This is a genomic window from Buchnera aphidicola (Macrosiphum gaurae), assembly GCF_005080965.1.
GTDB lineage: Bacteria > Pseudomonadota > Gammaproteobacteria > Enterobacterales > Enterobacteriaceae > Buchnera > Buchnera aphidicola_S.
This window is the reverse complement of sequence record NZ_CP034867.1, coordinates 86134-100391: the sequence shown is the minus strand read 5'-3', so window position 1 is coordinate 100391 and position 14258 is coordinate 86134. Positions and strand designations below refer to the sequence as shown.

The 14258-nt window shown below is 24.8% G+C and carries 13 protein-coding genes and 1 other RNA gene; 5 read left to right on the top strand and 9 right to left on the bottom strand.

Annotated features, from left to right (window positions below):
- Positions 1-55: 55 nt before the first annotated feature.
- The 4 genes from dapE to D9V72_RS00460 all read right to left on the bottom strand — a co-directional run bounded on the left by dapE (position 56) and on the right by D9V72_RS00460 (position 5783).
- The gene (dapE, locus tag D9V72_RS00475; protein ID WP_158354507.1) at positions 56-1183 is read right to left on the bottom strand and encodes a succinyl-diaminopimelate desuccinylase; all 1128 of its coding nucleotides are present in this window, start codon (positions 1181-1183) and stop codon (positions 56-58) included.
- Between the two features lie 107 nt (positions 1184-1290).
- The gene (tkt, locus tag D9V72_RS00470; RefSeq protein WP_158354504.1) at positions 1291-3288 is read right to left on the bottom strand and encodes a transketolase; all 1998 of its coding nucleotides are present in this window, start codon (positions 3286-3288) and stop codon (positions 1291-1293) included.
- 53 nt (positions 3289-3341) lie between these two features.
- Positions 3342-4292, bottom strand: coding sequence for a transaldolase (tal, locus tag D9V72_RS00465; protein ID WP_158354502.1), 951 nt, complete (start codon positions 4290-4292; stop codon positions 3342-3344).
- A 267-nt stretch (positions 4293-4559) separates the two neighbouring features.
- Complete coding sequence (locus D9V72_RS00460) at positions 4560-5783, bottom strand: beta-ketoacyl synthase N-terminal-like domain-containing protein (RefSeq protein WP_158354500.1); 1224 nt, start codon at positions 5781-5783, stop codon at positions 4560-4562.
- A 142-nt stretch (positions 5784-5925) separates the two neighbouring features.
- On the opposite strand from D9V72_RS00460, the gene rsmI reads away from it, so the two are divergent.
- Complete coding sequence (gene rsmI / locus D9V72_RS00455) at positions 5926-6786, top strand: 16S rRNA (cytidine(1402)-2'-O)-methyltransferase (RefSeq protein WP_158354498.1); 861 nt, start codon at positions 5926-5928, stop codon at positions 6784-6786.
- Positions 6787-6806: 20 nt separating this feature from the next.
- Positions 6807-7180, top strand: an RNA gene (rnpB, locus tag D9V72_RS00450) — RNase P RNA component class A.
- Between the two features lie 71 nt (positions 7181-7251).
- On the opposite strand, the gene pmbA is transcribed toward rnpB, so the two are convergent.
- Positions 7252-8592: a metalloprotease PmbA gene (gene pmbA, locus D9V72_RS00445; RefSeq protein WP_158354496.1), complete on the bottom strand. Its 1341-nt coding sequence runs from the start codon at positions 8590-8592 to the stop codon at positions 7252-7254.
- A gap of 194 nt (positions 8593-8786) precedes the next feature.
- On the opposite strand from pmbA, the gene ppa reads away from it, so the two are divergent.
- Positions 8787-9329, top strand: a complete 543-nt coding sequence (gene ppa, locus D9V72_RS00440; protein ID WP_158354494.1) for an inorganic diphosphatase — start codon at positions 8787-8789, stop codon at positions 9327-9329.
- 24 nt (positions 9330-9353) lie between these two features.
- Here ppa and D9V72_RS00435 read toward each other — a convergent pair whose 3' ends face one another.
- Complete coding sequence (locus D9V72_RS00435) at positions 9354-11513, bottom strand: translocation/assembly module TamB (RefSeq protein ID WP_261979223.1); 2160 nt, start codon at positions 11511-11513, stop codon at positions 9354-9356.
- 167 nt (positions 11514-11680) lie between these two features.
- A complete protein-coding gene (locus tag D9V72_RS03170; RefSeq protein WP_261979222.1) occupies positions 11681-12259 on the bottom strand; it encodes a hypothetical protein in 579 nt (192 codons plus the stop codon).
- A gap of 328 nt (positions 12260-12587) precedes the next feature.
- On the opposite strand from D9V72_RS03170, the gene rpmB reads away from it, so the two are divergent.
- A complete protein-coding gene (rpmB, locus tag D9V72_RS00430; RefSeq protein WP_158354492.1) occupies positions 12588-12815 on the top strand; it encodes a 50S ribosomal protein L28 in 228 nt (75 codons plus the stop codon).
- 10 nt (positions 12816-12825) lie between these two features.
- A complete protein-coding gene (rpmG, locus tag D9V72_RS00425) occupies positions 12826-12993 on the top strand; it encodes a 50S ribosomal protein L33 (protein WP_158354490.1) in 168 nt (55 codons plus the stop codon).
- A gap of 171 nt (positions 12994-13164) precedes the next feature.
- On the opposite strand, the gene fliR is transcribed toward rpmG, so the two are convergent.
- A complete protein-coding gene (gene fliR / locus D9V72_RS00420; RefSeq protein ID WP_158354488.1) occupies positions 13165-13941 on the bottom strand; it encodes a flagellar biosynthetic protein FliR in 777 nt (258 codons plus the stop codon).
- The gene (fliQ, locus tag D9V72_RS00415; RefSeq protein WP_158354486.1) at positions 13941-14210 is read right to left on the bottom strand and encodes a flagellar biosynthesis protein FliQ; all 270 of its coding nucleotides are present in this window, start codon (positions 14208-14210) and stop codon (positions 13941-13943) included. Before fliQ ends, fliR begins: the two co-directional genes overlap by 1 nt.
- Between the last annotated feature and the right edge of the window lie 48 nt (positions 14211-14258).

Here is a 14258-nt window from a genome sequence, read left to right as displayed (position 1 = left end):
TCTATAGAAATTGGTGCAGATTATCTTTATGATACTCTGCATCACTTGTAAAAAATTAAATTAACAATTTTTTCATAATCTCTTCATACATAGAACTCAATAATTGTAAATCAGATATTTTTACGCATTCATTAATTTTATGAATAGTATTATTCACTAAACCTAGTTCTACTACTTCAGAACCCATTAAGGAAATAAATCGACCGTCAGATGTACCCCCAGAAGTAGATAAAATAGGTTGTTTTTTATTAAAATGAAAAACAGACTGCATTACAGTCTCTATTAACAAACCTTCTTTAGTAAGAAATGGTTTTCCTGAAAATAACCATTCAATTGAATAATTAATATTATTTTTATTAAGAATATTAACTATTTTAGTTTGAATTTCTTTCTCAGATACTTCTGTACTGAATCGAATATTAAACTGAACAAATAAAGATCCTGGAATAATGTTACTAGTTCCATCTCCTGCATGAATGTTTGCAATATTTATACTAGTAGGTGAAAAAAAAACATTGCCATTATCAAATTTTATAGATAATATTTTTAAAATAATCGGTAATCCTTTATGTATTGGATTGTCCGCTAAATCAGGGTAAGCAATATGTCCTTGTACTCCATTAATAATTAAATTAGCCGTAATTGAACCACGTCGACCATTTTTTATAACATCACCAACTACAGAAGTACTAGAAGGTTCTCCCACTAAACAGTAATCAATAAAATCGTTTCGAGACATTAAATATTCTACTACTTTAATTGTACCATTAACTGCACTAGATTCTTCATCTGAAGTAACAAGAAAAGATAAACGTCCTTTATGATTGGGAAATTGATTTATAAATCTTTCACATGCAATAACCATAGCTGCTAAAGCGCCCTTCATATCTGAAGAACCTCGACCAAATAAAAATCCATTTCTGATTTCTGGTTTAAACGGATGTGTATGCCAATCTTTGTTTTGACCTGGTGATACTACGTCTGTATGTCCTGCAAAAGTTAACGTTTTTCCAGTACCTCTAAAAGCCCAAAAGTTTTTTGTATCATTAATATTAATTTCTTTAACTGTAAATCCTATTGCACGTAAACGTTTTATAATAATATTTTGACACCCTAAATCTTTTGGACTAATAGATGGAATAGAAATTAGTTTTTGTGCTAATTCAGTGATTGAGCAAATCATATTTTTTCCTAGTCTCATATTAATTTTGAAAATATTATTAATATTTTTAAAAAGCGATGGGGCTATAATTAAGCCCCATAACAATTCAAAAAAATTTTAAAATAAAGTTAAGATTTTAATAGCATTATTGCTTTATGCACTATACTTTCGACAGTAAAACCAAATTTTTCAAACAAATCGTCTGCGGGAGCAGAATCCCCGAATGTTTTCATTCCAATAATTAAACCATCCATTCCAACATATTTATACCAAAAATCCTCTATACTTGCTTCAATTGCGATTCTTTTGGTAACATAAGAAGGTAATATAAATTCTTTGTAAGTAGCATCTTGTCTATCAAAGACATTAGTAGAAGGCATAGACACTACACGTACAGAATATCCTAACGAAACAAGTTTTTTTGCAGCAATTAAAGTGATTTTTAATTCTGAACCAGTAGATATCAAAATAATATCAAGTGGTTTTTCAGAATCATATAATATATATGCACCGCAAGAAATACTATTTAACTGTTTAGAGTTTCTATCAAATTGCTCAAGATTTTGACGTGATAAAATTATTGCTGTTGGTCCTGATTTTTTTTCAATAGCTTTAGTCCAAGCTACTGCTGTTTCTACTTGATCACTAGGTCTCCATACATCTATGTTAGGAGTCATACGCAAACTAGCTAATTGTTCTATTGGCTGATGTGTAGGGCCATCTTCACCTAATCCAATAGAATCATGAGTATATACAAAAATATGTTTAGTATTCATTAAAGCAGCCATGCGAACTGCATTACGTGCATATTCAACAAAAATTAAAAATGTAGCAGTATAAGGAATAAAACCTCCATGATGAAATATACCATTCGCAATGGCTGTCATTCCAAATTCACGAACTCCATAATGAATATAATTTCCAGATAATTTATCTGTAATAGAATGAGAATAAGACGACATGGTTAAGTTACTAGGTGATAAATCTGCTGAACCACCTATTAACTCAGGCACAATTTTAGTATATTTTTCTAATGTATTTTGTGAAGCTTTTCGACTAGCAATGTTTTGTCTATTTTTTTGTAAAGAATAAATATAATCCTGTGTTATAGTATTCCAATTTAAAGGTAATTCTTTATTTATTCGTCGTAAGTATTCAATCGATAAATCAGGATATTTAGATTGATATAAAGAAAATTTTTTGTTCCATTCTTTTTCAAGTTCAAAACCCTTTTCAATACAATTCCATTTTTTATAAATTTTTTTAGGTATTTCAAAAGGAAGATACTTCCAATTCAATTGTTTTCGAGTTAAAGAAATTTCAGTTTCGCCAAGTGGGGCTCCATGCGATTCTGCTGTTCCCGATTTATTAGGAGAACCAAAACCAATAATAGTATCACAAATAATAATAGAAGGTTTATTTGTTATTGATTTTGCTTCTTTTATACTTCTTTTTATAGATTCTGAATCATGACCATTTATAGAATCTACTACGTGCCAATTGTAAGATTTAAAACGTTGTGCTGTATTATCAGTAAACCAATTAGATGTTTTTCCGTCTATTGAAATACCATTTTTATCGTAAAAAACAATTAATTTACCAAGATTCAAAGTTCCTGCTAAAGAACATACTTCATGAGATATACCTTCCATTAAACAACCATCACCTACAAAAACCCAAGTATAATGGTTGACTATATCATATTCTGAACGATTAAAATAAGAGCTTAAAGTTCTTTCTGCAATAGCCATACCAACAGCATTTGCTAATCCTTGTCCTAATGGACCAGTAGTTGTTTCTACACCGGGCGTTTCACCTGTTTCAGGATGTCCTGGAGTCTTCGAACTAAGTTGTCTAAAATTTTTAAGTTCTTCTATTGATAGATCGTATCCTGTTAAATGTAATAAACTATACAATAACATAGAACCATGTCCATTAGATAACACAAAACGATCACGATTATTCCAATTAGGATTTCTTGGACTGTGTTTTAAAAAATCCCTCCATAAAACTTCAGCAATATCTGCCATTCCCATAGGCATGCCAGGATGTCCTGATTGAGCTTTTTGTACAGCATCTATACTTAACATACGAATTGCATTAGCTAGATCTTTTCTTGAACACATATATTTCCCTTTAAATTAAAAAATCATAAGTCAATTTTTATTTTTAAAATAATTTATATTTTTTTAGAAAATATTTTTTCTAGATGTAACTGATCTTTTCCAAAATTACGTACACCTTCAGATAATTTTTCAACTGCCATAGCATCTTGATTATGTTCCCATCGAAATTCTTCTTCAGAAAGTGCTGTTGGAGGTACTGAAAAAAAGTTAGGAGGATTAAGTTTTCTTTTAATTTTGCCAGTATTAGATTCTAATTCTTTTAATAAAACAGGTGAAATAGTTAATCGATCACATCCAGACAAATATAATATTTGTTGAATATTACGAAAACTTGCTCCCATAATAATAGTTTTATAATTATGCTTTTTATAATACTCGTATATTTTGCAAACAGAAATCACACCAGGATCTTTTCCTACAAAAGATTTAGATAGTAAATTTTGAGAAATATACCAATCATAAATGCGTCCAACAAAGGGAGATATCAAAAAAACATTTGATTCTGCACAAGCACGTGCTTGCGCGAAGGAAAATAGAAGAGTTAAATTGCAAAGAATATTATCTTTTTTAAGTTCTTCTGCAGCTTTTATACATTCCCATGTAGCGGCTAATTTAATTAAAACTCTACTCCTTGAAACTCCTTGTTCTTCATACAAATTAATTAATTTGTTTGCTTTTAAAATACATTTTTCTGTACTAAAAGATAAACGTGCATCAACTTCACTAGAAACATAACCTGGTATTTTTTTTAAAATTTCTATTCCAAGATCAACTAGTATTTTGTCACTTGCATTAACTATTTGATCTTTATATGAACCCCCTTTCTTTTTTGCATATTTTATAGCTTGATCAATAAAAGTCTGATTAACACTTGAATTCACTGCTTGAAGTATCAAAGATGGATTTGTAGTTGCGTCTTCTGGTTCGTACTTACTAATAGATTCTATATCACTAGTATCTGCAACAATAGTTGAAAATTGTTTTAAAGCGGTTAATTGATTCATGTTTAATCTCTTTTTTTTTAAACATATAAATTAGAAATAATAAATATATTTCTTACTTAATACTACTTGAACAGTACATATTAACAATAAAAAATCATTTTAATATTAAAATATTAAAATGATTTTTCTTGAATAGTACTATATTAAAACATATATAAAAAAATATATATTTTTCTGATGTATAAAATAATTTTAAAACATGAAAATATTTTAAATATGAATATTAATATTATTAAATAAAATATGAATTATTAGTAATATAATATTTTAATATTTTTTTATTATTAACGAAACATTAGTACCACCAAAACCAAAACTGTTAGACATAGCTGTGCTAATTTTTACATTTTTAGTTTTTTGAATAATGTTCATATCTTTTGCATAAGGCTCTAATATTTCGATATTAATAGAAGGAGCAATAAAATTATATTTTAACATTAATAGAGTATAAATAATTTCATGTACTCCTGAGGCTCCTAGTGAATGACCTGTTATTGATTTTGTTGCTGAAATCATCGGTTTTTTTTCATCATTTAAAAATACTTTTTTAATTGCTTTTAATTCTATTAAATCACCAATTCTTGTAGAAGTTCCATGTACATTAAGATAATCAATATGAATACTTTTATCTTTTCTTGCTAAATTCATACAACGAAGTGCTCCCTCTCCTGAAGGTGAAACTATGTTAAAACCATCAGATGTTGCAGCATATCCTATAATTTCTGCATAAATATTAGCAGAACGAGATAAAGCAGAATTTAATTCTTCAATAACTAATATTCCCGCACCACCTGAAATAACAAATCCATCACGATGTATATCATATACGCGTGATGATTTAGTAGGATTGTTATTAAAATTAGAAGAAAGAACTTTCATAGCATCGAATTGACTAACTAAATCTAAGCTCATTTCCTCACCTCCACCTGCAAAAATAAGATCTTGTTTACCAAACTGAATCAACTCAAATGCATTTCCAATGCAATGAGCAGAAGTAGCACAAGCTGAACTTATAGAATAAGTTATTCCATAAATTTTAAATAAAGTTGATAAACACGCTGATATTACAGAGGGCATAGTTCTAACTGCAAGATAAGGACTAATATAACTCGAAACAGGTCTATTATTCATGTTTTTTATATCAGATTTTTCAACATCTTTTAAAACATTACATCCTGATCCAGTAATTAATCCGACACGAGGATTTTTTTGATATTTTTTATTTTTTATTTTAGCATCTTCAATAGCTTCTATCATCGCTAAATAAGAATATCTACAAGCATTATTCATAAATCGAGATAATTTCTGTGTTATTATATTTACATTTTCTAATTTAATATTACCCCAAATGTTACTACGCATTCCTAATTTTTTCATTTCTTCTGAGAAAACAATTCCGGAAGTACCATTATATAAAGCATTAAGCACTTCTTCTTTATTATTACCAATGCTGGAAACAATGCCAAAACCTGTTATAACTACTCGTCGCACTTTTAATCCTTATATATAAAGAGTCATATATTACATTACAGTCAATAATAAAAAATTAAATCAAATTTTGTATGCAAAATAAAACATTTTAATTAGTTTGTAATTATTATCACACATATCACAATATTTTACGGATAAAAAAATGAATGAATTTTCTATTGGTATTCTTTATATTGTACCAACTCCTATCGGTAATCTCAGAGATATTACACATAGAGCATTAGAGATGCTAAAAAAAGTCGATATAATTGCTGCTGAAAATATTAGACACACTAATATTTTACTTCAACATTTTAATATTAAAAACCATTTAATATTAATGAATAAAGATAATGAAAAAAAACAAAGTGATAATTTAATTCAAAAACTAAAAAAAGGGAAAAAAATTGCTTTAGTTTCTAATGCAGGCACTCCAATTATTAATGACCCTGGTGGCTTATTAGTAAAAAAATGTCATTTTTTTAATATAAAAGTCATTCCTCTTCCAGGCCCCTGTGCCGCTATTACAGCATTAAGTGCTTCTGGAATAATAAGCAATCGTTTTTGTTATGAAGGATTTTTACCTTCTAAAAAAAAACCAAGATGTGATTTACTTTATTCTTTGAGAAAAGAAACACGAACAATTATTTTTTATGAATCAAAACATAGAATACTTGAAAGTATAGAAGATATAATAAAACAAATAGATCAAAATAGACACATAGTAATAGCACGAGAAATTACAAAAAAATGGGAATCTATTTATAGAGCTAAAGCAAATTTAATGCTTCAGTGGCTTAAAACAGATAAATATCGTTACAAAGGAGAAATAGTAATTATTCTTGATGGTTTTAAAAAATTAAAAACACAGGATATATCAGAAAAAACATTCAATACATTTTTAATGTTAAGAAAATTTCTCTCATTAAAAACATCAGTTTTAATTACTTCTCAAATACACGAGATTAATAAAAATATTTTATATCAATACGTTATAAAGAAAGAAAGTGACAAGATTATTTAAATAATGTATGATTTATTTTTGAAGTTGACCAAACAGTCGCTGTTTAATTTTTTAAGATTAAAAAGAGGAAAGTCCGGGCTCCATAGAGCAAGGTGCCAGATAACATCTGGAAAGCGTAAGCTTATGACTAGTGCAACAGAAAATAAACCACCTATTTTTTATTAATAAAATATGGCAAGGGTGAAATGGTGTGGTAAGAGCACACCGCATAATTGGTAACAATTTATGGCATGGTAAACTCCACCTGGAGCAAAGCCAAATATAGGGTAAAAAATTTTTATTTCGTATTGCTCGTACTTTATAAACCTGGGTAGGCTGCTTGAATTAGTAAGTGATTACTAATCTAGATGAATGACTGTTAAAACAGAACCCGGCTTACAGGTCAACTTCACTAATCCACAAAAATTTATAAAGGTAATAATTTTATTACCTTTAGTCAATTTTTAAGATATTAAAAAATCCAATTTAATTTCCGGAAATCTGTATTTCTGATAGTAACACAGAACCACATTGAATATTATTACGTCTATCAACATCATTACTAATACTAACAATATTATTCCACATATTTCTTAAATTTCCAGATATAGTAATTTCATTAACCGGATGAGAAATCATTCCTTTTTCAATCCAAAATCCTACTGCTCCACGCGAATAATTACCACTAATTATATCTACACCTTGTCCCATCAACTCTGTTACTAATATTCCTTGATTCATATTTTTTAAAAGTTCTTCAAAAGATATATTTCTATTCGAAACTAACCAATTATAAATTCCACCACAATTTCCCGTACTATTTAATTTAAGTTTGCGGGCGTTATAACTATTTAATAACCAAGTTTGCAATATACCATTTTGAATAATATATTTACTTTTTGTTATTACACCTTCATTATCAAAAGGTTTGCTTGCTAAGCCTTGTTTTAAGTGAGGATTTTCTTCAATATTAAGCCAATCAGGGAAAATTCTCATTTTTAAATCATTAATTAAAAATGTAGATTTTTGATAAACATTATCACCACTAATAGCATTAATAAGATGTGAAAAAAAAATATGTGATATTTCAGATGAAAAAATAACAGGAGATTTCATAGTATGTATTTTTCGAGAACCTAATCTAGATATAGCTCGTTTAGCACTATTACAACCTAATATTTCTGGTTTTTCTAAACCATCTATTTTCCTTGAAATAGAATAATCAAAATCTCTCTGCATAGAATTTTTATCTTGAGCAATCATACAGTTGTAAGTTGAGTAACGAGTGGATTTATATTTTTCTAACATACCTAGACTATTTCCAAAGATATTCATAGTTATATGACTGTTAAAAAAACTACCCTCACTATTAATAATTCTTTTATCAAATTCAAAAGCTGCTTTCTCTGATAAAATAGAAAGATTAATCGCATTTTTTATATTAAATTCACATGGATGAAATAAATCAAGTTCCATACAATGAAAACACAAAGATTGTATATCTGGTAAACCTGAAAAAAAATCAGAAGAAGAATACTTTGAAATATTAATAGCCCTTTCTAACATTTTTTGAATACTGTTAATACTAAAATCTTTTGATGAAACACTACCCTTAGAAAATTTATTATAAACTGTTATAAATAATGCACCATCACTATTAAACTCCACATTTTCAATAATACTATTTCTTACATTAACACTAATACCTATTGTTTTTTTTATAAATACTTCAACAGAAGTGTTTTTTCTTTTAGATAATTGCAGAGTTTCTTTTACTCTTTTTAAAAGAAACAATTCTTCTTTTTCTATTTCTTTAATTAATTCCATATATACAAACCCTTTTAAACATGTTTTTTTAATGTAAGTATTATATTAAAAAACACTTAAAATTAAAATAAATTACTTTGTACAAAGTATAGATATAATTAATTTTCAATGTTAAAATTTATTCAATATTAAACGTTTATTTTCATGTTTTATTAATATACTAGAGTCATCAAATATTTTTTTTAAGGAAAAATATGAATTTTAATAAAATTGTTTCTGGTGATGATATACCAAATGATATATACGTAATTATAGAAATCTCATCAAATTCATCCCCTATTAAATATGAGGTAGATAAAAAATCAGGCATGCTTTTTGTAGATCGTTTTATATCTACTCCAATGTTTTATCCCTGTAACTATGGATATATTAATCAAACTTTATCTCTCGATGGTGATCCTTTAGATGTTTTAGTACCTTCATATTATCCAATACAACCTAATTGTGTTATTCATTGCAAACCTATTGGTATATTAAAAATGCAAGATGAATCAGGAAATGACGCTAAAATTATAGCAGTACCAAAAAGTAAAATTTGTCAAGAATACAAAAATATAAACGATATATCAGATATGTCAGAATTATTAAAAAAACAGATTTCCCATTTTTTTCAACACTACAAAAATTTAGAAAAAGAAAAATGGGTAGAAATTATTGGATGGGGAGACTGTCAAGATGCGAAATTAGAAATTAAAAATGCATGTGACCGTGCCAAAAATAAACACAGCACACTTTAAAATGAAAAATGTTTTTTAATCAAATTAAAAAATAAAGTTTTTTTCATTGATTTTAAAATAGAATAAAGCAAATTTTATATATCCAATTAGATCATATTTTTCAAATAAATAGTGTAAATTCAATTGAGAAGAAAATTTTATCTTTATTTTAGGAAAAATTAAAACTGATATTTTTTTACTATTAAATGTAAGTCTCCATTCTTTATTAAAAGGATTTTTTAAAAATGAATTTAATGTAAATAATATATTCCCTTTTTCCATTATAATTTCTTGATTAATTTTTATAGAATCTATTTTTCCTGAAAAATAAGGGAAAAATAAAGTAATGTACTTTAATATATTATCACTTTTAATAAAAATATTTTGAAAACTGACATCAGCCGAAACTTTAGGCTGATACAAAGTTCCAAAAAATTTTATTTTGCTCTGGAAAATACCATTTGCTTCTTTAAAGTTCGTAGTAAAAAAATTTAAAAAAGAAAAAGGAAAATCATATATAGTAAATTTACCTTTCATATTTTTTTTATTGTAACAATCCATAATATTCAAATATCCAATAATACTTCTTTTTTGTAATGAATTTTTTACCTTTTTTATAATCCATTGACTTTCAAAGTTATTATCTATTAAATTAATAAGTATTTTAGAATACTCTATATTTTCAATCAAAGTTTTTTTATTTATTTTTTTTTCTAATTTTATATGCTGACCTATCAAAATTATTTTTCCATTAGACATTTTTTTACCTAATGTCCACTGTAATTGTGAATTAATAAATAATTCGCTTTTAAAACTTAAATCGGATGAATTTAATATATTAAAAAGAGACATCTTTATATTATGTAAAAAAGATGAGATAATGCACTTCTTTTGAATATTTTTTCGGTAAAAATTACTCGTATTATTAAAATCATAATAATGAATTACACTATTTTTATTTGCATTTACTCGCCCCCAAAAAGTTCGAACATCCATTTTTTTAAAAAAACCATACCAATTTCCTGTTTTTTTATTAAAAACTCCATTTATTATAAAATTTATATACAATTTATGACTTTTTAATAAAAAAGAAAAATTCTGTTTATCATTATTAGAATCTGTTTGGATATGTAAAGCATTAATATGAAGATTATTAAAATGAATTTTTTGTGCATCGATTAATGTTTTTTCTGAAAATGTATTGTTCATGTTCATTTCTGTAAGTATTTTAATATTTTTTAAATATATGTCATTCCACTCTAAATTCTCAGCTAAAATTTTACCTGTAATGATGGGAAAGAAATCATGACCATAAAAATTTACTTTTCCTTTAATTTTACCAGTTAAATCAGGAAAAAAATAATTTAAATTATAAGCATAAAAAGATGAACAAATATTGTAATATTTTCCTAAAGAACCTTTTAGGTGTAATTTATTACTTCCTAAAAATAAATTTATTCTAGGAATTTCTATACAGTTAAAATTCTTATAGTATAAAGAACCTAGTATAGAAAATTTTTTTTTCATTATATTGCCATTTAAATTTATTTTAGGAATATCTATATTATAAATATTATTATCAGATTTTCCTGCTATATTAATTTTTCCTATCAATTTCAATATATATTGATAATATTTAATATTATTCTTTGTATTAATTATTTTTTTATGAAATTTCGTTTGTTTTATTGGGAAAAATTTAATTTTTTTTAAAAATATATTCTTAAAATTACCTTGTACCTGAAAATTAATAAAAATAGAGGGCAAACCTTGTAGTGTTACAATATTTTTTAAAGATAAAAAATAATTGTTTATTCTTCCTTTTAACACACCATGAAGATTATTTACTTTTAATGTATAATCTTCTTTAATTGACCAAAATAAATTCTTGCTTTTTAATTTTATCAAAAATGGATAATCCAAACTATTTAAAAGTACTTTTCCATGAATTTCAATCTTATATAAATCTTCAGTTTTTAATTTAAACGTAAGTTTATTATATGCATTTAAATTAGATTTAAATGAAAAATTTATTATTCTATTACATAATCTTAGTATTGCTATTTTAGTCTTTAGGAAGCATGAAATTGAATGATTTTTGTGGAAATATACTTCTCCATAAGAGTTTATTTTAAAAAAAGGTGAATCTATTTTTAGATTCTTGATTTTTAAAATGCTATTTTTTATTTTAGCTTTTAACTCCATTTGAAATATATTATTATTTTTATAATCTATAAATTTTATTCTATGGCATTTTAAAAGTTTTAAATTAATATTTAACGGAACAATCTTTTTTGTTTTATTTAAAAAAGACTGAAATATATTATATATTTTTTCAGTATTATTAAATTTCTTTACAAAAGTTAATTTTTTTAAAATATTTTTTTTTTTAAAGGAAATGATAAAGAGGATAAATGAATGGAATCTATATAAGTAGGGGAAAAAATAACATTATTATCAATCAATTCTATTTTGCTTAAAACATTTAAAAAAAATACTTGTACTTCAGGTGATTTAAAAGAAATTTTATCTGCATGTATTTTTTGAAAAATTATAGGATATTTTACAAAAATATTATTTTTTAAAATATTGGAGGATACATTATTTTTTGGAAAACTAGTAACGTCATTATTTTCTAATGAAATAATCAAATTTTTTGTTTCAATCTCCTTAAAAATTGTTGAAATTTTAAGTAAGGATCTAGTATCTAAAACTACATGTACACTATTAGCTGTCATTGAAATTCCAAAAACATTATATTTAATATTTTTTAATGTAAAATCACGCCAATTTCCTGATATTTCTTCTGCTTTCAATCCAATAAAAAAACGACTAGTAAAGTTAAAAAATGTTTTAAATCCTATATTACTTTCTATAAATAACAAAAAAATTACAAATAAAACAGAAAAAAAAATCAAAGATTGAGATAAGCATCTCTGATATATACTCATAAAAATTGTCCTGATTAAATATTAAATTATAAATATAAAAATGAATTTATAATAAATCAACTAATACTTAAAATAATATATTTTATATTAAAAATAATCAAAACACGATATTTTTCTATTCTTTAAATATTGTTTTTTTGAATTATTTTAAAAAAAAAATATGCTATATTAAAAATTAATTTTAATTATTAAAATATATTGAATCCTTTTTTATAAAAAATATCAAAAATTAAACGACTATTATAGTTTTTTATAATATGTTAAAATATTTTTCCGTTTTATAAATAAAACAACATTCATAAAATTGATTAATTTAAGAGAAAAAATTATGTCACGTATATGTCAAGTTACTGGTAAAAAAAGAATGATTGGCAATAATCGTTCTCATGCTATGAATGCATCTAAAAGAAAATTTTTAATAAATATTCAATATCATCGATTTTGGATTTCTGATGAAAAAAGATTTATTAAACTGCGTATTTCAACTAATGGAATGCGTTGTATTGATAAACAAGGTATTGAAAAAATTATAAAAAAAATAAACTATAAAAAATAAAGGTGACTTAATGGCTAAAAAAAATCGTGAAAAAATAAAAATGATATCATCTGCAGGAACTGGACATTATTATACTACAACTAAAAACAAAAGAAATACACCAGATAAATTGAAATTTAAAAAATATGATCCTGTTATTAGAAAACACGTCTTATATAATGAGGCAAAGATTAAATAAAAAATAATTAATTTTTATTAAAAAATATTTTAATTTTTAAAGTAAAACTAAAGTATAATTTTTTAAAAATTATACTTTATTTACAAGAATTTTTAAACATTTAAATTAATAATATCTAGCTCAATATATAAAATTATTTTTTTAATTATTTTTTTAATTAATTAATAAAAATTATATATGTAAAAAATTATTATTTATAAAAATAGTTAAATCATTTAATATTTTTTTTAAAAAAGGCAACATAACTGGTACTAAGAAATATAAAACTAATATCCCTACTATTAAATTTAATGGGAAACCAATAGAAAAAATAGATATTTGAGGAGATAAACGATTTAATAAACTCATTACAAAACTAATTGATAATAAAATTATTATAATTGGCAAAACAAATAAAATACTATTTAAAAAAATACAACTAACGAATTTTAGTAAAATAAAAAAAATACTTACATTTAAAAAATAACTATCAATTGGCATACTATAAAAGCTATCAATTAATATGGAAATTAAATAAAGATGAATGTTAAAAACAAGAAAAAACAACAAGGAAAAAATATTTAACAAACGAGAAATTATGGAAGTACCAATATGACTACTACTATTAAAAAAGGTTGCAAATGATAAACCCATTTGCAATCCTATTATTTCTCCAGCTAAATTTACTGTAACAAATAATAATTGTGCAGTAAAACCTAAAACAATACCAATTAATATTTGTTGTAAAAGCAATAAAAATCCAAAATATGAAAATAATTCTGTATGAATTTCAGGCAAAAAAGGAAAAACTAACCAGCTAATCATACCAGATAAAACAATTTTATTTTTTTTATTGATAAGTGTATCATTAAAAATAGGTGCAGCAGAAAAAAAAGATAAAATTCGTACCATGGGCCAAAAAAAATTACTGATTAAGGTTATCAACTGCAAACTATTAAATGTTAACATTATTTTACAATCAATGGTATGTTATTAAATAAATTATGCATGTAATCCAGCATAATACCTAACATCCAAGGTCCAAGTATTACTATTACGCCTAAAACAGAAATAATTTTAGGAATAAAAGATAAAGTTTGTTCATTCACTTGTGTGGCCGCTTGTAATATACTAATAACTAAACCACTAATTAAAGCCGCCAATAATAATGGCAACGCAATAATTAATGCAACTTTCATAGAATTATGAAATAGTTCCATTACATATTCGGATGTCATAAACAAACATCTCCATTTTAAAAGTCAGTTTAAAATTATTTATAATAT

Coding starts and splice junctions, on each gene's coding strand:
- pmbA (WP_158354496.1), bottom strand. CDS start 8,592: ATGGAATTAATTAAAGAAATAGAAAAAGAAGAATTGTTTCTTTTAAAA.
- rpmG (WP_158354490.1), top strand. CDS start 12,826: ATGGCTAAAAAAAATCGTGAAAAAATAAAAATGATATCATCTGCAGGA.
- rpmB (WP_158354492.1), top strand. CDS start 12,588: ATGTCACGTATATGTCAAGTTACTGGTAAAAAAAGAATGATTGGCAAT.
- fliQ (WP_158354486.1), bottom strand. CDS start 14,210: ATGACATCCGAATATGTAATGGAACTATTTCATAATTCTATGAAAGTT.
- ppa (WP_158354494.1), top strand. CDS start 8,787: ATGAATTTTAATAAAATTGTTTCTGGTGATGATATACCAAATGATATA.
- rsmI (WP_158354498.1), top strand. CDS start 5,926: ATGAATGAATTTTCTATTGGTATTCTTTATATTGTACCAACTCCTATC.
- dapE (WP_158354507.1), bottom strand. CDS start 1,183: ATGATTTGCTCAATCACTGAATTAGCACAAAAACTAATTTCTATTCCA.
- D9V72_RS03170 (WP_261979222.1), bottom strand. CDS start 12,259: ATGAGTATATATCAGAGATGCTTATCTCAATCTTTGATTTTTTTTTCT.
- D9V72_RS00435 (WP_261979223.1), bottom strand. CDS start 11,513: ATGGAGTTAAAAGCTAAAATAAAAAATAGCATTTTAAAAATCAAGAAT.
- fliR (WP_158354488.1), bottom strand. CDS start 13,941: ATGTTAACATTTAATAGTTTGCAGTTGATAACCTTAATCAGTAATTTT.
- tal (WP_158354502.1), bottom strand. CDS start 4,292: ATGAATCAATTAACCGCTTTAAAACAATTTTCAACTATTGTTGCAGAT.
- tkt (WP_158354504.1), bottom strand. CDS start 3,288: ATGTGTTCAAGAAAAGATCTAGCTAATGCAATTCGTATGTTAAGTATA.